Genomic DNA, 19,097 nt, shown 5'->3' on the forward strand with positions numbered 1-19,097 from the left:
CGCACTCCGCACCGGGGGTGTCACCCCGTTTTCGGCCTATCCGACGGTCGGCGGCTGATCGACGAGCTGGGCCATGTAGAGCTGGTCGCCCATCTTGTCCATCAGTTCGATCTGCGTCTCCAGGTAATCGATGTGATCCTCTTCTTCCCCGAGGATCGTCTCGAGCAGTTTCGCCGACGTGGCATCGCCCTTGTCGCGGCACATCTGGATGCCCGGACGCAGGCGCTCGACGACCTCGACTTCGATGGAGAGGTCGGAATGGAACTGCTCGCGCAGGTCCTGCCCGATACGCAGCGGCAGCAGCTTCTGATAGTTCGGAAGCGCCTCGAGAAACAGGATCCGGTCGGTGAGGATCTCGGCGTGATTCATCTCCTCGATGGACTCCGCCCGAGTCTTGTCCGCCAGTTTGGTAAAGCCCCAATTGGCCTGCATCTTGGAGTGCAGGAAATACTGGTTGATCGCAGTCAGCTCACTGGTCAACTGTTCGTTGAGAAGAGCAATTACTTCGTCGTCGCCGCGCATGACTTCTCCGTTCGCCCCGGTTGAGGCGAACGTACCACCGGCAATATCCCGCGATGTAGAGAATCGCGGGATTCAGTTGTGCTGCGGTTTCGTCACGCGGCCACGCTGTTCGCGGCCGACCGCTCCAGAATCTCCTTCAACCGATCGACGCAGGTCCCACATCCCCATCCGGCGCCGCAACGCTCACCGATGGCATCCGCGCTGTCAGCTCCGGCGGCGCAGTGCTCGTGCACTTCGTCTTCCGTCACTGCCTTGCAGATGCACACGAACATGTGGAGCTCCTTACCAACTCGATTAGGTAAGGGTTACATCATTTCGTCGTTCGCGCAAGGGTAGCCTTCCCAAAAATCCTGGGCCTGCTTTTATGGCTTCAGGACATCCGTACCGACGAACGGCACGAGGGCCTCGGGCACCCGCACGGTGCCGTCGGACTGCTGGTGGTTCTCCAGGATGGCGACGATCCACCGGGTGGTGGCGAGGGTGCCGTTGAGGGTCGCGGCCGTCTGCGGCTTCCCGTTCTCGTCGCGGTACCGCACACCGAGACGACGCGCCTGGAACGTCGTGCAGTTGGACGTCGAGGTGAGCTCGCGGTACGCCTGCTGCGTGGGCACCCAGGCCTCGCAGTCGAACTTGCGGGCGGCCGACGACCCCAGGTCGCCGCCGGCCACGTCGATCACCCGGTACGGCACGTCGATCGCGGCGAGCATGTCGCGCTCCCACGCGAGCAGGCGCTGGTGCTCCGCGTCGGCGTCCTCGGGCTTGCAGTAGGTGAACATCTCCACCTTGTCGAACTGGTGGACCCGGATGATGCCGCGGGTGTCCTTGCCGTAGCTGCCGGCCTCGCGCCGGAAGCACGTCGACCAGCCCGCGTACCGCTTGGGGCCGTCGGCGAGGTCGAGGATCTCGCCCGAGTGGTACCCGGCGAGCGGGACCTCGGACGTGCCGACGAGGTACAGGTCGTCGTCGGCGAGGTGGTAGATCTCGTCCGCGTGGGCGCCGAGGAACCCGGTTCCCGCCATGATCTCCGGCCGCACCAGCACCGGCGGGATCATCATCTGGAAGCCGTTGGCCATCGCCTTCTGCGCGGCCAGCTGCAGCATTCCCAGCTGCAGCATCGCGCCGAAGCCGGTGAGGAAGTAGAAGCGGGCGCCGGAAACCTTCGCGCCGCGCTCCATGTCGATCAGCCCCAGCGACTCACCCAGCTCGAGGTGGTCCTTGGGTTCGAAGTCGAACGCGGGAATGTCGCCCACCGTCTCGAGGGTGACGAAGTCGTCCTCGCCGCCCGCGGGGGCGCCCTCCTGGACGACGTTGGAGATCGCCCGGTGCGCGGCGTCGAGCGCGGCCTGCGCCTCGTGCTGCTCGGCCTCGGCCTGCTTGACCTTGGCCGCGAGTTCCTTGGAGCCCTCGAGCAGCGCCGGACGCTCCTCCGGGGACGCCTGCCCGACCTTCTTGCCGAACGCCTTCTGCTCGGCACGCAGATTGTCGCCGGCGAGAACGGCGGCGCGCCGGGACGCGTCGGCCTCGAGCAATGCGTCGACCAGGGCGGGATCTTCGCCACGGGTGCGCTGCGACTCGCGGACGGCGTCGGGGTTCTCGCGGAGGAACTTCAGGTCAATCACGGCTTCAAACCCTACCGGGCGCCGCTGAGCGGCTCACTCCGGTTTCGGTTCCAGCAGGCTCAGAAGGTCCTCACGGCCGAACATGCGGGCGGCGTCGACGGCGGTCGGGTGGCCTGCCGTGGCGTCGGCACCGCCGGCGACGAGGGTCCGCACAACGGCGTCCTCACCCTTGAACAGCGCCCCTGCCAGCGGAGACTGTCCCTTGTCGTTGAGGCGGTCGACGTCGGCGCCGCGGTCGATCAGGACCTGAACGGCCACGGCGTGACCGTGGTAGGCGGCCAGCATCACCAGGGTGTCGCCGTTCTGATTGGCCAGGTTCACCGGGACACCCGCGTCGAGGTACGTGGCCAAGGACACGGCGTCACCGGATCGTGCCGTGTCGAACACGCGCCCGGCGAGCTCTTGCAGTTCAGGATCCACCGGCTCGGCGGACTGCTGAGGATCGTCACTCATGGTCGTCGAAGTTACGCCAGGTTCGAGCCGATTGCGGGAGTTGTTCTGCTTCCACGATCGGAACAGGCATTATGGAAATCGATGTCCTCAGATCAGTCGAACGGCGCCGAACCCCAGCCGAAGAATGCCGGGCAACCGGACAAGGCGCCCCGCAGCATGTCCGCGACCACGACGCGTCGCGCGCTCGCGGCCGTCGCGGCAGGTGCCGTGGTGGCGGCGATCGCCACGTTCGCGATCGCCGGCGGTTTCAACCGCAGCGAGAATCTCCCCGCGCACTCCACCGGTTCCGGACCGCAGGCGACGGGTTCGGTGGAGGGTGACGCGTTCGCTTCGGCGGCGGCAGGCGACTGCCTCGACTGGACGCCGTCGAACGATCCGCAGGAGGACCGGAAGGACGTCGCGAAGGTCGACTGCTCGGAGGAACACCGGTTCGAGGTGGCGGCGCCGCTGGATCTCAGCGTGTACCCGGGCGCCGAGTTCGGTCCGGGTTCGCGTTACCCGGGTGCGCTGCGGTTCGCCGCGTTGCGCGACGAACACTGTGTGCCCGCCGTCGACACCTACCTCGGCGCGAAGTTCGATCCGTACGGCAAGTTCAGCGTGGGTCTCATGTTCCCCAGCGAGTCCGGTTGGGCGGCGGGCGAGCGGACACTGCGGTGCGGTCTCCAATTCTCCAGCACCGCAGGGACGTTGCTGCCGTTCACCGGCAAGGTGGCCGAGCAGGACCAATCCAACATCTGGGATCCGGGCACCTGCATCGGCATCAACCAGAACGTGCCCACCGATCCCGTCGACTGCGCGCAACCCCACGCCTTCGAAGTGATCTCCGTCGTCGACCTGGCCACCCAGTTCCCCGCGTCGATGCCGACCGTCGAAGACCAGGACAAGTACCTCGAGGGTGTGTGCACGCAGGCCGCCAACGAGTACCTCGGTTCCGCCGACGCGTTGCGGAACAAGACGCTCACGCTGTTCTGGGACAACCTGGAACTCGACAGCTGGCTCGCGGGCAGCAGGCGGGTGAACTGCTCGGTAGGCAAGGAGACCGACGCCGGCGGCTTCTCGACCATCACCGGTTCGGCGAAGGGCGAGATCCTCATCAACGGCGCGGCACCCGTGCCGCCGCCGCCGATCCCGGAGGGCAGGTCGATACCGACGCCGCTTCCCGGCGCCGCTCCGGTCCCCGGGAACTGATGTGGCGGTGAGCATGACGCCCGACCGATTCGAGGAATTGGTGGGCGACGCACTCGATCTGATCCCACCCCAGCTCGCGGCCGCGATCGACAACGTCGTCGTCCTCGTCGACGACCGCAACGACGAGGACCCGTATCTTCTGGGCCTCTACCACGGGATCGCGCTGACGGAACGGGACAGCCATTACGGCGGATCGCTGCCCGATACGATTACCGTCTATCGCGACGCCCTCCTCGAAATCTGCAGTTCGGAGGAGGAAGTCGTCCACGAGGTAGCCGTCACCGTGATACACGAGGTTGCGCACTACTTCGGGATAGAAGAAGATCGCTTGCACGAGCTCGGCTGGGGATGAACGGTTTTCCCGAGAAGAAATTCTCGGGATCGGGGGGAACCGAAGAGCGCGTTGCAGCGTCCAAGTGTGTAGGGACAGCTGCACATGCAGTTCGTTTGCCGGGGGGCAACTGCCTTCCGCCTGCCTAGGTCAAGAAGGAGTTCGACGCCATGCCAGCTCTGCACGTCGCACCTGAAGCTCTTGTCGCCGCCGCCGTGGAACTCGACGCGCTCGCCGCGCGTCTCGAGACCGCGGTCGCTCTCAACTCCGCGGCCATCCGCGTGCTGCCCTCCGGGAGCGAAGAGGTGTCTCTGCACGCGGCCGGTTACTTCAACACCGTTGCCAACACGTTCACTCCCGCTGTCGCCCAGGGCATTCTCGAGATGCGCGAGACCGCGAACACGCTCCGCACCCAGGCCGCGCTGTACGTCGCCGAGGACCTCGCGCTCGGCGCGTCCCTCGCTGCGGGCATGTGACGGCCGGCGCCTCGAGACCACTAGGAGATCAAGCATGACCATGGGACTGACAGGTGTCATCTGGTTGCCCCGAGGGGCGACCGTCAACTCGACCACCCTCGCCGCCGGCGCGGGCCCGGTGCCGCTGAGCGTGGCGAGCGCGGCGTGGACGGCGCTGTCCACGAGCTTCGTCGACGCCAACCTCACACTGGTCCGCGTGATGGCCGAACTCGCGGCCGGCTGGCAGGGTGTCTCGGCGGTCGCGGCGCTCGCGAAGATCACGCCGTTCACGGTGTGGACGGCCGAATGCGCCGAACTCGCCGCGGACACCGCAGCGAAAGCGGGGCTCGAAGCCGGCGCCTACACCACTGCCGCGCTCATCATGCCCAGCATCCCCGAGATCGTCGCCGTGAAGACCGCGAAGGCCACCGCGTATTCGACGGGTGGCGCGCTCAACGGCACCGCCGCGGCCGCGGAAGCCGCGGACCGCGCGATGGACATTCGCGCCGGTCTCGTGATGGAGGGTTACGAGGCCGCGTCGAACATCCTGGCGCTCAAACGCACGTACAGGCAGCCCCCTCGGATCGTCACGAAGGCCGATTCGAAGGAGGTCGGGACGTTCGACGAAATCCCGTCCGACGGTGAATTCGATCCGACCCGTGCCGCAGCCGCCGCACTGATGGCCGCTGGCCAGAACCCGGCCGTCACCACGGCCGCGTCGCAGGTCGGCAGCATCGCGGGCACCACGGTCTCCACCGCCACGTCGGCGGCGAGCAACATCGGTGGCGCGGCGTTGTCCGCGGTCACCGGTGGCGGCGTCACCCCGATGGTGGGCGGTGCGCCGATGATGTCCGGTGGCGCGTACGGCGGCGGCTCTGCCTCGACCAGCGCTGCGGCAGCCCGCACCTCGGTCGGTGCGATCGGCGCCGGCGCCGTAGGCGGGGCGACCCTGCCGGAAGGCTGGGGTAAGACGGACGGCGGCCAGGGCGCGCGGCCCGGCGCACCGGCAACCGCACCCGGCGGGGTGATCGGAGACGTTCGCGCCGAAGTGAACCCGGCCGCGACGGCGCGCGGCGCCACCGGTAGCGGACCGATGACGGTCGGGCGCGGCGCGGCCGGGGCGGGTTCACAGGACGAGGACGAGCGGGAGACCCCCGACTACCTGAAGAACTTCGAGCACTTCTCCGACGGGCGCACCGTCATACCATCGGTCATCGGTGCGAACCCCGACCACCGGGAGTCCGGACGGTGATCGATCTGGGCACCCAGCCGGGCGTACCGACCCTCCCGGCGGTGACCCTGAGCCTCGACGAAATGGACTATCTCGTCGACACGCTCGCACTCGACGTGCTGCCGGTGGTGCTCGACGCCACCCCGCGGTACGACACGTACGACGCCAGGGACGCAGCGTTCCGCGGCGCCGTCGACACCCTCGCCGCCCGGGATCTGCTCCCGGTCGGCGGGGTTCACCCCGAACTCGCAGACCGCCTCCGGGTTCTCGCCCGACCGCTGTGGGAGATCGCCCTGCGCTGGTACGTCGACGGCAGCATCTCGAGGCTGTGCATCTCCCAGGGCGAAACCCTCTCGGTCCTGGCCCTGCGCGCCGGCGACACGTACGTCGTGCAGGATGCGGGCGCCGACATCTTCGCCCCCGTCATCGGAGCGCTGGGGGCCGCCGACCCGATGATCGTCGGCGTCGTCAACGCACCCACGGTGCAGCTCGGCGAAGCCTTCGATCAGGGCGGGGACGGCAAGTCGCTCGCCGCCGCCCTCACCGCACTCGGGGTGAGCGCGGTCGACGCGACCGTCCTCGGCAACGCGATGGCAGCCTGCACCACCTACGCCGAGATCGTCGGAATCGTCTACGGCGACGGACGGTACGACCCCGTGGGTGGGCCCGTCACAGTCTTCGACACGTCGGCGGGACGCATCGTCGGCACGTCCAGTGTCTCCGCGCACGGGGTGGCGTGGTCGTCGCTCAGCCCCGGCACCCCGCAGCGCCTGCGGCAGGCGCTGGAGTCGCTGGCCGACCGGCTCCACTGACCTACACCGGTTGCCGCTTCCACCACGCGCCGGTCTCGCGGCGCTCCTTCCAGGTGGTGAATTCGTACCGGTACATGCGCGCACGCACGTGTTTCGGCGGTTCCTCCGGGAACGGGTTGTACTGCAACAGCTTCAGGGTGTCGCGATCGTTCCGCAGCAGCCTCTCGACGAAACCCCGGAACCACGGTTCGGCGTAGCCGGGCGAGATCGCCGTGAACCAGAACAACCAGTCGAGCCGCAGGTGATACGGCGCGAACTGCCGCGGTCGCCGGCGAACGTCTCCCGGTTTCCCCTTGAACCCGTACTCCTTCCACTCGGAACGCACACTGGCGTGTGTGTCCGACGTGCCCTCCACGATCACCTCGTAACGCACCCGGGTGATGCTGCCGAACGCGCCGTACGTGTTGACGAAATGCCACTTGTTGAACGACGCATTCATGCGCTGCCCGTGGGAGATCAAGTTGCGGATCGGCCAGTAGCTCAACACGACGACGAGAGCCGTCACCGCGATCTCCAGCACGACGAAGGGCATGGGCGCCGAGTCGCCGGCGGCCGGGACGTCGACGGGCAGCACCTTCTCGTACACGCTGTCCGGGATGACGGACAGTCCCAGCACGATGGTCGTCCAGTTCAGCCACGAGAAGTTACCGCTCCCCACCAGCCACAGCTGGGTGACGATCATGATCGTCGCGGCGACGGCGGCGACCGGTTGCGGCGCGAACAGCCCGAACGGCACCACCAACTGGGCGAAGTGGTTGCCGAGCACCTCCACCTTGTGCAGCGGCTTCGGCAGCTGGTGGAAATACCAGCTGAACGGTCCGGGCATCGGCTGGGTTTCGTGGTGGTAGTACAGGCAGGTGAGGTCCTTCCAGCATCGGTCGCCGCGCATCTTGATCAGCCCGGCGCCGAACTCGAGGCGGAACAGCAACCACCTCAGCACGAGCAGCACGAGAATCGGCGGACCGACCGACGCATTGCCCAGGAAGATCGCGAGGAAACCCGCTTCGAGCAGCAACGACTCCCAGCCGAAGCTGTACCAGATCTGGGAGACGTTGACGATCGAGAGGTACAGCACCCACAGGGCGAACCACACGAGCATGCACGCCGCGAGCGGGATGACCTGCGTCAGACCGAGCAGCGCGGCGAGGGACAGTCCGGCGCCGGTCCAGCAGACCGTCTCGAAGAATCGGTCCGAGTAGTGGAAATGGAAGATGCTCGGTGAACGTCCGAATGTGACGGCGTGGAGGAAGTTCGGGATGGGCAGCATCCCGTTGCTGCCGACGAGCGGCCTGAACTGGTTTCTCGCGGCCACGAACGCGACGAGATAGATCGCGGCGAGCCCCTCGGTGACGAGCAGCCGACCGAGCGAATAGTCATCGCCAACGAACCAATCCACCGCCGTCACTCCTCGAGGACGGTTTCCTCCATGGTCGCGCAACCCCAGGGTGCGCGCAACGACGTCACCCCATCGGGTCGTCGGCGCCGGGGATCACCCGGTGCTCGAACGGTGGTTCGACGGTTCCCCAGCGCACGCACTCCCAGCCACCGTCCGCGAGTGGTGTCAGCTCTACCGACTGCGTGTTGGCCAGATGATTGTTGGCGGCGAACAACCCGGGCACCCCGGCGAGTTGCGCTGCCACGAGCCGGATGGCGGCGCCGTGGCTGACCAGCACGACGTCTCCCGATTCCGCCGGGTCGTCGAGGTATTGCTCACGCAGGGAGTCCACGACCGGCACATACCGCTCGAGGATGTCGTGGGCGGATTCCCCGCCGGGGACCCGGGCGTCCAGTTCGCCGGTGTGCCACAGGTGGAACGTCTTCATGAACAGCTTGTGCGACTCCTCGTCGCTGCGGTCCTCGAGTTCACCGGCCTGTGCCTCGTGCAGGCCCTCCCGCACCTGGACGGCGATGCCCGACGCGAGTTCGACGAAGCGCGCCGTCTGCCGGGCGCGCAGAGCCTGCGAGGACACGAGGGCGGCCGTCGTCGCCTTCGCGGCGAGGTCGGTGCCCAGCCGTTCGGCCTGGGAGAGCCCTTCGGGTGTCAGCCGGGCACCGGGCAGCCGGGTGTCGAGCCTGCGCTCGACGTTGGCCTCGGTCTGCCCGTGCCGGACCAGGATCAGCTTGCCGCTCACGATTCCCTCTCTCCCTGACGGATTCGTTCGATCCAGTCCGCTGCGTCTCCGTCGGACGGCGGCGGCGGGCCGCTGGGGTTCGCCGCGGGCCAGGACCCGAGGAACCGCACGTGCGACTTGCGGTGCAGCGCACGGAACGCCTCGGCGACGAGCGGGTCGTCGATGTGCCCGATGCAGTCGACGAAGAAGCGGTACAAGCCGGGGGTGGTGCGCACCGGGCGCGATTCGATCCGGATGAGATCGATTCCGCGGGTCGCGAACTCGGAGAGCACACCGACGAGGGAGCCGGGGGTGTTGTGGGGTTCGAGCACGGCCGAGGTGCGGTCGCCGCCGGTGCGTGCGGGCACCTGGGTCGGCGCGGTGATGAGAACGAACCGGGTGCGGGCGCTCTTCTCGTCCGCCACCCCGTCGGCGAGGCTGCGCAGCCCGAGCCGTTCGCCGGCGAGGGCGGTGGACACGGCGGCGTCGGCGAGGCCGTTCGCCACGTCCTCGGCGGCGCCCGCGTTGGAGGACGCCGTCTGGAGTTCGGCGCCGGGGCAGTTCTCCTCCAGCCAGATTCGCACCTGGCCGGCCGCCACCGGGTACGCCCGCACGGTGCGCACCTGATCGAGCCGCTCGATGCCGGCCCCGCCGAGGATCGTGAACGCCACGTCGAGCTCGGTCTCGGCCACGATCTGCAGGCGGTCGCCCAGCGCGAGCGAGTCGAGGGTGGGCACCACGGCCCCCTCCACGGAGCTCTCGATGGGAACGACGGCGCCGTCGACGACGCCGTCGCGCACCTTGGCCAGGCTGGCGGGCGGACTCGTCGCGGCTACCCGCTCGACCGGGCCGTCGAAGGCACCCGCGGCCTCGAGCTGGGCGAGCGCCATCTCCGTGAAGGTTCCCGAGGGTCCGAAATACGCGATCTTTGGCACGCCTACGAGATTACGCACCGAGCGTTGACGGACCGGCGCATTGGCGGTGAATGTTTTACCGCAGACCCGCGTCCGCCAGCTCACGGGCGACGAGCGCCGGGTCGTGTACCTCGACCCCCAGCAGGACCTCGCGGACGGCCTCCGCGGCCTCGGGGATCAGAGAGGTGAGCCTCGTCGGATCCGGTGCCGCGAGCGCCGCCCGCACATCGTCGCCGCGAAGGGACGCGACCGTCCCGGACAGGAGCGCGAGCACCTCGGCCGTGCCGCGTGCCCTCGCCACATACCCGACGTCCGCATGCGCGAGGACGGCCAGGAAGTCGGCGACCTCGCCGATGCCGCGCCCGCTCGCGAGGCCCGGGATGCGGCCGGCGTCCGCGAGTTGCTGCGCAGTCTCGGCGAGACCGGGGTCGTCGCTGCCGTCGGCGGTGACGAACACCGCGAGCGGAGACGGCAGCCGGAGCGCGACCGCGTCGCCGAGCTGGCCCGCGGGGCAGTCGAGGTGGAACCGGACCGCCTCGTAGGAGGCCTGCTCGCTGGTGCGGAGAACGGCGGGGTCGACGTCGAGACCCACGATGATGCGGCCGGCGTCGGTCCCGGCGGCGTCGAGCAGTGCGGACGCCGGAACGACCCGCGGTCCGAGCGCGCCGCCTGCGGCCGGGCCGGTGTCCTGGGATCCGCTGAGAAGTTCGGCGAGCAACGACTGCGGTCCACGGGAGCGCGGGACACCGAGGGAGAGAGGTATAGCCACCTCCCCACCGTAATGCCCACCTCGTGGACCGGATTCGTCTCGGGGTCTTGCCATCGCCGACCGGCTGACATTAGGTTAGGGTTACCTCAGTATCGCGGAACCCTGAAGGAGGCTCCATGCCCGTCACGACCACCGGTCCGTCCACCGCCGAGCGTGTGCGTAGCTCGTGCGCACGGACCCAGGACGCGGTACTCGCCGTCGAAGGCAGCGCACCGACCGTCACGTCGGTACACCACCTGCGGTCCAGCGGCGACGTCGTGGTCGCCGTGCCCACCGAATCGGCGGCCGCCACGCTGTCCTGGCTCGCCGGTGGCGGCGGGATCCCCGCTGTGCTCGAGCTGACCGACAACTCACCACTCGCGCTGCGTGAGCCCGTGCGGTCACTCGTCTGGCTGCGCGGCAACCTCCACGCGCTCTGCGAGGCACACACCCGGACGCTGGCCGACGAGGTGGCCTCCGAGTACCCGCACCCCGGACTTCTCGACGTCGGGCACGATGCGACGCTGCTGCAACTCCGCCTCGAATCGGCGGTGGTCGCCGATTCCAGTGGCGCCGAACCCGTCGCCCTCGACGACCTACTCGCCGCCCGGCCCGACCCGTTCTGGGAAATGGAGACCGCCTGGCTCCAGCACCTCGACGAGGACCACCGAGACCTCATCGACATGCTGTCCCGCAAACTGCCGCCCCACATGCGACGCGGACGCGTCCGCCCGCTGGGCATCGACCGGTACGGACTGCGACTGCGCGTCGAGAACGATCACGGCGACCGCGACATCTGGATGCCGTTCTCCGCGCCGGTCGACGACGCCGTCGCGCTGAGCAGGGCGATCCGGCTGCTGGTGGGATGCCCGTTCGTGAACGGACTCCGCGCGCGCGGCTGATCGGCATTCCGGTTCGGCGCGCGCTAGCGTGTGCCGCGTGATCTCGCGTGCAACGCTCGCCTCCTGGATACGGCCCGCCTCACCCGAACCGGCCGCTCCGCCGGCCACCAGGAGTGAGCGGCGGGCCCTGTGGATCGAGATCACGATCGTCCTGCTCGTCACGTTCGGGACGAGCGGACTGTCGGGACTCCTGTCGCTGTCCGAATCGCTGCTGACCCCGGGCAACCTTGCCGATCAGGCCGTCGCCCTCAATGTCTCCCGCGCGGAGAACCAGATCATCGACGTCGCCCGGCAATTGCTCGGCGTCGTGAAACTTCTCGCCTGGGGTGCGCTGGGTCTGTACCTCCTGTGGCGCAGCGGCCTCGGCCCGCGCGCCGTCGGGCTCGGCCGGCCCCGGTGGCGTCCCGACGCGACGCAGGGTGTCGGGCTCGCCGCACTGATCGGTCTGCCCGGGCTCGGCTTCTACCTGCTAGCCCGCGCAATCGGCGCCAACCTCACCGTCGTGCCCAGCACGATCGGGGATCACTGGTGGCGGCTGCCGGCCCTGATCCTGTGGGCGATCGCGAACTCCGGCGCGGAGGAAGTGCTCGTCGTCGCATATCTGATCACCCGACTGCGGCAACTCGGGTGGAGCGAGAACTCGTCGCTGCTCGCGTCGGCGGTGCTCCGCGGGACGTACCACCTCTACCAGGGTTTCGGTGGCGGGCTGGGAAACGTCGCCATGGGTCTGGTGTTCGGCCGGTACTGGCAGAAGACTGGACGGTTGTGGCCTCTCGTGATCGCCCACGCCACCATCGATTCGGTCGCGTTCGTCGGCTACGCCGCCCTGCGCGGGCACGTCGGCTGGATTCCGTAATCCGGCGGGACCAGTAAAGTCGCGTGGGTGACCGGCGACGCCCCCTATCCTCCGCTGCCGCCCCGTCCGCCCCGGCGGACGCAGGGCGGGCAGCAGGTGCCGCCGCCCCCGAACCGCCGAATGCCGCCGCCTGACCAGCGGATTCCTCCGCAGACGCGGCGGGTGCCACCGCAAGGTCCCCCGCAACAGGGACCTCCTGCGCCCCGCCCGCGCCACCCCGCTCCCCGGCAGGGCCCCCCGGCGCCGCCGCCGGAGGGCACCCAGGTGATCCGCCGCGACGGTCGGGGCGCCCCGCCGCCGCCCCAGCAGGCGTGGTCGCAGGCCCCCGAACCGCAGTTGTCCCGGTCGGCACCGCCGCAGGGACCGCGCGGCTACGCGCCCACCCAGACGCCGCAGCCGTACCGGGACGCGCCGCCCCCGCCGCCTCGGGTGCCCGACCGGCGTCCCCCTCGCACGCCACCACCACCCCCGCCGCTCGCACCGCCACGGACCCCGGAGCCCCCGGGGCAGCGACGTCCCAAGCGCACGCGGAACTGGGGCCGGCRCATCGGCATCCTGTTCCTGGTGCTGGTCCTGGCGCTCGCGGGCATGACGTACTACCTCGACAGTTCGCTGAACCGGATCGACGCCGTGGCCGACTACCCCGGCCGGATCGACGACACCCCCGGCACGAACTGGCTGCTCGTCGGTTCGGACAGCCGCACCGGGCTGACCCCCGAGCAGGAACAGGAGTTGTCGACCGGCGGCAACAGCGGCCCCGACCGCACCGACACCATCATCGTGGTGCACGTCCCCAGCGGCGGCGGCCCGGCGACGATGGTGAGCATCCCGCGCGACTCGTACGTGTCGATCCCCGGCTACGGCGAGGACAAGATCAACGCGTCGTTCGCGTTCGGCGGTCCGCAACTGCTGACCCAGACGGTCGAGGAGGCGTCCGGTCTGCACATCGACCACTACGCCGAGATCGGATTCGGTGGTTTCGCCGGCATCGTCGACGCGATCGGCGGCGTCGACATGTGCCTGGACACCGCCATCGACGATCCGCTCGCGGGGATCAACCTCGCACCCGGCTGCCAGGAACTGACGGGGGCGCAGGCCCTCGGCTTCGTCCGCAGCCGCGCGACCGCGCTCGCCGACATCGACCGGATGAACCATCAGCGGATGTTCATGGCGGCGTTGATGTCGAAGGCCACCAGCCCCGCGACGTGGCTCAACCCGTTCCGCGTCTGGCCGCTCGTCACCGACACCGCCGCATCGCTGCGTGTCGACGAGAGCGACCACATCTGGCACCTCGCCGCACTCGCCTGGGCGGTACGCGGCGACATGGTCACCACCACCGTCCCCGTGGGCGGTTTCGAGGACGTCGACGGTGCCGGGAACGTGCTGCTCTGGGATCACGACCGGGCGTCGCAGTTCTTCGACGCGCTGGCGAACGACCGTCAGGTCCCGGCCGAACTGGTCACCACCGGACCGTGACCGACGCCCGTAAACTGACACTCATGTCTCAATCGGCGACGAAGACCCCCACCGAGTTCCACGCCCTCCTGCTGCAGCAGATCCGCAACGAGTTCACCGCGTCCCAGCAGTACATCGCGGTAGCCGTCTATTTCGACTCGCACGATCTGCCGCAACTGGCTCGCCGGTTCTATTCGCAGGCCGCCGAGGAGCGCGGCCACGCGCTGATGATGATCCAGTACCTGATCGACAACAACCTCCACGTGACCGTCCCCGGCATCGACGACGTGGTCACCGATTTCGATTCGGTGCGCGCCCCCGTCGCTCTGGCGGTGGAACGGGAACGCGTCGTCACGGAACAGATCACGAAGCTCGCCCGTACGGCCCGCGACACCGGCGACTACCTCGGCGAGCGGTTCATCCAGTGGTTCCTGGAGGAACAGGTCGAGGAGGTCGCGAGCATGCACACCCTGCTCACCATCGTCGAGCGTGCCGGCGACAACCTGTTCGACATCGAGGATTTCATCGCCCGCGAGATGAGCGGGAACTCACCGATCCGGCCGGGTGCGCCGAAGCGGGCGGGCGGCGGCGTCTGACCCTGTCGGGTCAGCAGCGGGTGGGCGCCGGTTCGCCGCGGAACCGCGCGGCCACGTATTCGTACGCGTCCGGAAAGCCCACCACTGCCGTCGTCATGTGCTCGGATATCTCGTACGGGACGAACGTCAGTCTGGCACCGGCGGCGCAGTAGCGGTGCGCGGTCTCGGCAATCGAATCGAACGGCGTCAGCCCGTCGAGGGTGCCGTGCCACAGGTAGAGGGGTGCGGTCGGGACACCTTCGAAGTACCGCAGACTGTTGTCGCGCAGCACCTGATGCGCGCCCGAACTCGCCATGAGGCTGGTCGATGCGGCCAGCTGTCCGGCGCTGCGGAAGGCGCCGTGAAACAGGAGGAACCGGCGGCATTCGTTCGACATCCACTCGCGCAGCCACAGTCCGGTCGCGTTCAGCTGCGACGAAATCGGTAGCTGTTCCGGGTATTCCCTTTCCAAGCCGATCGCGGCAGCGAACGCGAGCCCGAACCCCGGGTGCGGATTGAATCCCAGGCCCTGGGCCATCTGCTCGAGGTCCGCGGGAATCCCACCCGCCACCACCGCGTCGAGTTTCAGCTCCGGCGCATAACTCGGGGCCAGCGCCGCGGCCCACGCGCTGGCCATTCCCCCACCCGAATACCCGGCCAGCGCCACCGGGCTGTGCGACAACCCCAGTTCGGCCACCCGCTGCACCGCCCGGACACTGTCGAGGGTGATCATGCCGCCGAGTTTCGCGGCACCGTAGGCGCCGGTCGGGCCGAGATGGTCGGGCACCGAGACCGCCCAGCCGCGTTGCAGGCCCAGATACAGGCCCGGCGACTCCTGCAGTTCCAGATTGAACAACGACCGCGACGGGGCGCACTTGGTTCCGAGCGAATTCACGATCGCCTGATACGACACGAGCGGAGGATTCGCAACACCGCGAGGAAGCAGAACCGTGGTGACGGCCAGGATCGGATGTCCCGTCGAGTTCGTCGACCGGAACGCGATCTGCCACCCGTCCGAGTTCGCGTACATCCAGGTGTCGATTCGCCGCGTCCGCACGACGTCGCCGGGACGAAGGACCCCGAGGTCGGCCGGAGCGAGATAGAACGGGTCGGGATCCGGCCACGGATACAACGGTTCGGCCTGCGCCGGGGCCGGAATCGCCGCCCCCAGGAAAAGGGCACCGAGAATCAACGCTAGCCACGCACCGGATCGACTCACCATGTGTCTGCCCCTCCGGGCCGCGCCGTCAGAACGCTGTGAATTTTATACACGGGCGAGGCCCCGCCGACGTGGTTTGCCTCGTTCCCGTCGGGGATCCGCCGCCAGCTGAGGTTAGGAAAATGACATCAGAATGGTCCCGAAATTAGGTTGACTTTAGTTTGGGCAAGCTTCCCAAAATTAGGTTCAACTTGGATGACACCCGGTCTGACCAGCGATATTATCCATTTCATGACTTCGACTGACGCGCACAAGACGAAATTCCACGCTCTGCTCCACGACCAGATTCGCAACGAATTCAACGCGTCACACCAGTACATCGCGACTGCCGTCTATTTCGACAATGCGGACCTGCCGCAGTTGGCCAAGCACTTCTACAAGCAGGCCGTCGAAGAGCGCAACCACGCCATGATGATCGTCCAGTACTTCCTCGACCGCGACATCTCCGTGGAACTGTCGGGTGTCGACGCGGCGAAGGGCCAGTTCGAGAACGCACGCGAGCCGATCGCCCTCGCCCTGACGCAGGAGCAGACGGTCACCGAGCAGATCGTGCAGCTGGCCAGCACCGCCCGCGAGGAGGGCGACTACCTCGGCGAGCAGTTCATGCAGTGGTTCCTCAAGGAGCAGGTCGAGGAGGTCGCGAGCATGACGACGCTGCTGACCATCGCCGACCGCGCGGGCAGCAACCTGTTCGACCTGGAGGAGTTCGTCGCACGTGAGATGAGCGGCCCCGCAGACACGTCCGGGGCACCGCACGCAGCCGGCGGTTCCATCTAGGCGGCTCCGCCACCCGTGCGCCTTTCTGGTTGTGGTTGCTACCAGAAAGGCGCACGGGCCCGAAGGGCCTATCGCAACGTGACCTGACGGCCGCGCAGTCCGTCGCGGGCGCGACGCTCCTCGGTGGTGAGCGGCGCGTCGACGGCGAGCGCTTCGGCCAGTCGCTGGCCGAGTTCGACGGTCGCGGCGGCCCACTCGTTCGCGTGCTTTTCGCGGTCCAGGTCGAACACCGGGACCAGCAGTCCGTGTGTCCGGAACGACCCGGCGTAGCGCGAACCCTCACCGAGGTGGAGGCCGCCGGTCGCGTGCACGCGCGCCAGGGCCAGCATCAGATCGTCCTCGTTCTCCGGGCGCACCCAGCGGATGTGCGCCTTCTCGCCCGCATCGACCCACCACGCCGCGACGACACCCTCGGCCTCGACGCGCGCAGACGGCATGATCGCCGCATTCGCGTGCTGCACGGTGGTCGCGACCTCGGGGGCCGGCTCCACGCCTTCGGGAATCCACCAGTTGAAATCCTGGTGCACGGTGATGTCGAGCGGTGCGTCCGCGTCGATCACGTCGGCCAGTGCCGGGGTGTCGGATCCGGGGTTGGCGGAGGCCAGCGATTCACCGGCCGCGGCGTCACGGACCCAGGCGACGGACGCGGCCAGATCGGCGCCGAGATCCGCGGAATGCGCCTGGACCTGCACACCGACGAACCCGGTTGCACTGTCGCCCTCGTCGCGGACCAGCGCCGCGACAGCACCGGGCAGCACGGTCGCGAGGGTCACCGGGCGGGACGAATCCTTGACGGGCAGCGGGGCGGTCGCCGACGGGACGAACTCGCGCAGCGCCACCAGATCGCATTCGGCGGCGAGGCCTTCGAACGGCCGGGTCACGGCCGCTGCGGCGCTCTCCCGTTCCGCCTGCCGCTGCGCGAGCTTCTCGGCGCGGGCACTACCGGGCTTCGGACCACTGTTTCTCTTGCTCTTCTTTGCCACGACGCCAAAACCTACACGCCGACGCCGGTCCGGTCAGGACGCCAGCCACTTCTTGGTGCGGCCGGGGTGGTTTGTGGCCACCCAGCTGACCCCGAGTTCGCGGCACAGTTCGACGTCGCTGCGGTTGTCGACGGTCCAGCAGTAGGTGGCTCGTCCTGCGGCGGCGGCCTTGTCGACGATGTCCGGGTGTTCGTGCAGCGTCTTCACCGACGGACCGACCGCGGTGGCGCCGACGGTGGTCGCGGCTCCCCCGCCGAGGTACCGGGCGGATTCGCCGAGCAGGACGGTCGGGAGCATCGGCGCCGACCGGCGGATCCGCCACACCGCTCCGGCGGAAAACGACATCACGACGGCTCGGGAGTGGTCGGCGGACGGCGGCGCGGCGATGCCGAAGCGTTGCAGTTCGGCGAGCACCTTGCTCTCGACGAGGCCGCCGAAACGCACGGGGTGCTTGGTTTCGATGAAGAGTTTCACCGGGCGCGCCGACCAGTCCAGGGTGAGTGCGATCAGCGCACTCAGCTCGAGGAGTTCAGCCGGCTCGTCTTCCGTGCCGTAATTGAATTCCGCGAGCTCTTCGAGGGTCATCTCGCTGACGACGCCGGTTCCGGTGGACGTCCGGTCGACGGTGCGGTCGTGGACGCACACGAGGTGGCCGTCGCGGGTGAGCCGCACGTCGCATTCCAGTCCGTCCGCGCCCTCTTCCAGCGCCAGCTCGTACGCGGCGAGCGTGTGTTCCGGCATGGCCGCGGATGCGCCGCGGTGCGCCACGACCAGGGGTCCGCGCCGGTCGGGGCTCACGACGCGACGGCTTCCCGGTCGCCGGCCGCGGGAGTCTTCTCGGCGGCCTTCTCGGCAGCCTTCTCCGCGTCCTTCTGCGGCGGCGGGTCGGTGGCGATCACCCAGCGGGTGACGGGTTCCTTCGCCCCCTTCAGCGTCCGGCCCTCGAGTCGTCGGAGCACCATCAGTGCGAGTACGGCCGTCGCGGAGGCGACCAGCGCCGTGAAGGCGGCCAGCAGGACACCGTCCGCCATGGCCTGCAGTCCGGGCCTGGACCGCCAGAACCAGTTGAAGACGACGAGCACGGCCCCGAAAATCCACAGACTCCACCAGGCCCGGACCAGCAGGACGGCGCGGGGATCGCGGCGAATCACCTCGAGCAGGTACACACCAGGCATCACCAGGTTCAGGCCCGGCACCGCGCAACCGAYGATCACCTCGGTGGGGGTGCGCGGGTCGGACGTCTTGGCACGGGCGAACGTGCGGCGACGCATCCGCAGCAACCAGCACACACCGCCGATGCCCGACAGCAGCGCGAGGAGCATCCCGCCGGCCTGGCCGAGGAACACCGCGATGTCGGACACGACGAGCAGGGTGGGATCGATCAGCCGGGTCCGGTTGCGAAGGAGCACGGCGTATCGGCCCAGTTCGGCGAACACGGCGAACGCGTACAGACCGGCGGTGAGGGTGAGGAAGAAGGCCGCCTTGCCGGCGAGCAGTTCCGGCCAGTCGCGGCGCGCGGAGGGTGATTCGACGTGATCGTGGAGTCCCCAGCGGGGGATCTCGGTGTAGTGCGGGGTGGAGCTCGGCGCCGACGGCTCGGCCGCGAGGCCGCTCCGCCGCAGCGGGGATCGCGCGATCCAGCGGAATCCCCGGCTCGCGGGTGGCTGGTGCTGGTCGGTGCGGACGGGGGCGAGCAGCACACCGTGGCAGCGGGGGCACCACTGCGCCGGGGAGCCGAGGACCGGCCACCGAGCCGCGCATCGCGCGCACACCTGAACGACGACGCTCATCCCCTCCGCACCCACTTCACATTGCCGATTCTGTCACGACCCGCGAATGCGGGCAGCCCACGACCGAATCGTCCTTTTTGGGGAGAATGTGTGAGCTGCACCACGGAAAATGCCGAGTTATCCACAGTTTCCACAGGTTCATACACAGTTATGGAC

The 19,097-nt window shown here is 68.6% G+C and carries 22 protein-coding genes; 10 read left to right on the forward strand and 12 right to left on the reverse strand.

Annotated elements, in window-relative coordinates; translation table 11 throughout:
• Window positions 1-36: 36 nt before the first annotated feature.
• From bfr to AC1D1G_RS02110, 4 genes are all read right to left on the reverse strand, one after another.
• Window positions 37-522 (reverse strand): bacterioferritin, encoded by a 486-nt coding sequence (gene bfr, locus AC1D1G_RS02095; protein WP_280781890.1) that lies wholly within the window; start codon window positions 520-522, stop codon window positions 37-39.
• Window positions 523-614: 92 nt separating this feature from the next.
• Window positions 615-794, reverse strand: a complete 180-nt coding sequence (locus AC1D1G_RS02100) for a (2Fe-2S)-binding protein (RefSeq protein ID WP_009477119.1) — start codon at window positions 792-794, stop codon at window positions 615-617.
• Window positions 795-884: 90 nt separating this feature from the next.
• A complete protein-coding gene (gene serS / locus AC1D1G_RS02105) occupies window positions 885-2,141 on the reverse strand; it encodes a serine--tRNA ligase (RefSeq protein ID WP_105414036.1) in 1,257 nt (418 codons plus the stop codon).
• Window positions 2,142-2,174: 33 nt separating this feature from the next.
• Entirely contained in the window at window positions 2,175-2,594 is a 420-nt protein-coding gene (locus AC1D1G_RS02110) for an ankyrin repeat domain-containing protein (RefSeq protein ID WP_280781891.1), read from the reverse strand.
• Window positions 2,595-2,675: 81 nt separating this feature from the next.
• On the opposite strand from AC1D1G_RS02110, the gene AC1D1G_RS02115 reads away from it, so the two are divergent.
• The 5 genes from AC1D1G_RS02115 (at window position 2,676) to AC1D1G_RS02135 (ending at window position 6,611) form a co-directional block, all read left to right on the forward strand.
• Window positions 2,676-3,782: a septum formation family protein gene (locus AC1D1G_RS02115; protein WP_280781892.1), complete on the forward strand. Its 1,107-nt coding sequence runs from the start codon at window positions 2,676-2,678 to the stop codon at window positions 3,780-3,782.
• 1 nt (window position 3,783) lies between these two features.
• Window positions 3,784-4,134: a metallopeptidase family protein gene (locus tag AC1D1G_RS02120; RefSeq protein WP_009477115.1), complete on the forward strand. Its 351-nt coding sequence runs from the start codon at window positions 3,784-3,786 to the stop codon at window positions 4,132-4,134.
• A gap of 149 nt (window positions 4,135-4,283) precedes the next feature.
• Entirely contained in the window at window positions 4,284-4,589 is a 306-nt protein-coding gene (locus AC1D1G_RS02125; RefSeq protein ID WP_144284647.1) for a PE family protein, read from the forward strand.
• Between the two features lie 34 nt (window positions 4,590-4,623).
• Entirely contained in the window at window positions 4,624-5,820 is a 1,197-nt protein-coding gene (locus tag AC1D1G_RS02130; protein WP_477950792.1) for a PPE domain-containing protein, read from the forward strand.
• Complete coding sequence (locus AC1D1G_RS02135) at window positions 5,817-6,611, forward strand: ESX secretion-associated protein EspG (protein WP_477950794.1); 795 nt, start codon at window positions 5,817-5,819, stop codon at window positions 6,609-6,611. Before AC1D1G_RS02130 ends, AC1D1G_RS02135 begins: the two co-directional genes overlap by 4 nt.
• A 1-nt stretch (window position 6,612) precedes the next feature.
• Here AC1D1G_RS02135 and AC1D1G_RS02140 read toward each other — a convergent pair whose 3' ends face one another.
• Genes AC1D1G_RS02140 through AC1D1G_RS02155 form a run of 4 tightly spaced genes read right to left on the reverse strand, consistent with a single transcriptional unit; the run spans window position 6,613 to window position 10,405 of the window.
• Window positions 6,613-8,016 (reverse strand): lipase maturation factor family protein, encoded by a 1,404-nt coding sequence (locus tag AC1D1G_RS02140; RefSeq protein WP_477950796.1) that lies wholly within the window; start codon window positions 8,014-8,016, stop codon window positions 6,613-6,615.
• A gap of 55 nt (window positions 8,017-8,071) precedes the next feature.
• On the reverse strand, window positions 8,072-8,743 hold the full coding sequence (locus AC1D1G_RS02145) for a histidine phosphatase family protein (protein WP_283332625.1): 672 nt from the start codon (window positions 8,741-8,743) through the stop codon (window positions 8,072-8,074).
• Window positions 8,740-9,657 (reverse strand): prephenate dehydratase, encoded by a 918-nt coding sequence (gene pheA, locus AC1D1G_RS02150; RefSeq protein WP_283332624.1) that lies wholly within the window; start codon window positions 9,655-9,657, stop codon window positions 8,740-8,742. The genes AC1D1G_RS02145 and pheA overlap by 4 nt, the downstream gene beginning before the upstream one ends.
• A 55-nt stretch (window positions 9,658-9,712) precedes the next feature.
• On the reverse strand, window positions 9,713-10,405 hold the full coding sequence (locus tag AC1D1G_RS02155; RefSeq protein ID WP_477950799.1) for a hypothetical protein: 693 nt from the start codon (window positions 10,403-10,405) through the stop codon (window positions 9,713-9,715).
• A gap of 116 nt (window positions 10,406-10,521) precedes the next feature.
• Between AC1D1G_RS02155 and AC1D1G_RS02160 the strand changes: the two genes are divergently transcribed.
• The 4 genes from AC1D1G_RS02160 (at window position 10,522) to AC1D1G_RS02175 (ending at window position 14,193) form a co-directional block, all read left to right on the forward strand.
• Window positions 10,522-11,286: a DUF2470 domain-containing protein gene (locus AC1D1G_RS02160; RefSeq protein ID WP_007298301.1), complete on the forward strand. Its 765-nt coding sequence runs from the start codon at window positions 10,522-10,524 to the stop codon at window positions 11,284-11,286.
• A 37-nt stretch (window positions 11,287-11,323) separates the two neighbouring features.
• Window positions 11,324-12,142 (forward strand): CPBP family intramembrane glutamic endopeptidase, encoded by an 819-nt coding sequence (locus tag AC1D1G_RS02165; RefSeq protein ID WP_477950801.1) that lies wholly within the window; start codon window positions 11,324-11,326, stop codon window positions 12,140-12,142.
• 264 nt (window positions 12,143-12,406) lie between these two features.
• Window positions 12,407-13,618, forward strand: coding sequence for an LCP family protein (locus tag AC1D1G_RS02170; protein WP_477950803.1), 1,212 nt, complete (start codon window positions 12,407-12,409; stop codon window positions 13,616-13,618).
• A gap of 23 nt (window positions 13,619-13,641) precedes the next feature.
• A complete protein-coding gene (locus AC1D1G_RS02175) occupies window positions 13,642-14,193 on the forward strand; it encodes a ferritin (protein WP_477950804.1) in 552 nt (183 codons plus the stop codon).
• Window positions 14,194-14,203: 10 nt separating this feature from the next.
• Here AC1D1G_RS02175 and AC1D1G_RS02180 read toward each other — a convergent pair whose 3' ends face one another.
• Window positions 14,204-15,394: a lipase family protein gene (locus AC1D1G_RS02180; RefSeq protein ID WP_283332620.1), complete on the reverse strand. Its 1,191-nt coding sequence runs from the start codon at window positions 15,392-15,394 to the stop codon at window positions 14,204-14,206.
• Window positions 15,395-15,622: 228 nt separating this feature from the next.
• Between AC1D1G_RS02180 and AC1D1G_RS02185 the strand changes: the two genes are divergently transcribed.
• Window positions 15,623-16,168, forward strand: coding sequence for a ferritin (locus AC1D1G_RS02185; RefSeq protein ID WP_280781901.1), 546 nt, complete (start codon window positions 15,623-15,625; stop codon window positions 16,166-16,168).
• Between the two features lie 68 nt (window positions 16,169-16,236).
• Here AC1D1G_RS02185 and AC1D1G_RS02190 read toward each other — a convergent pair whose 3' ends face one another.
• From AC1D1G_RS02190 to AC1D1G_RS02200, 3 genes are read right to left on the reverse strand one after another with little or no spacing between them, the layout of a single operon-like run.
• A complete protein-coding gene (locus AC1D1G_RS02190) occupies window positions 16,237-17,151 on the reverse strand; it encodes a DUF5926 family protein (protein ID WP_120659927.1) in 915 nt (304 codons plus the stop codon).
• A gap of 33 nt (window positions 17,152-17,184) precedes the next feature.
• Window positions 17,185-17,949 carry a glycerophosphodiester phosphodiesterase gene (locus AC1D1G_RS02195; RefSeq protein WP_037228268.1) on the reverse strand — a complete coding sequence of 255 codons (765 nt, stop codon included), beginning with the start codon at window positions 17,947-17,949 and terminating at the stop codon, window positions 17,185-17,187.
• Entirely contained in the window at window positions 17,946-18,941 is a 996-nt protein-coding gene (locus AC1D1G_RS02200; RefSeq protein WP_477950808.1) for a DUF4328 domain-containing protein, read from the reverse strand. Before AC1D1G_RS02200 ends, AC1D1G_RS02195 begins: the two co-directional genes overlap by 4 nt.
• Window positions 18,942-19,097: the final 156 nt, after the last annotated feature.

It is taken from the genome of Rhodococcus sp. P3_B8 (assembly GCF_056402775.1).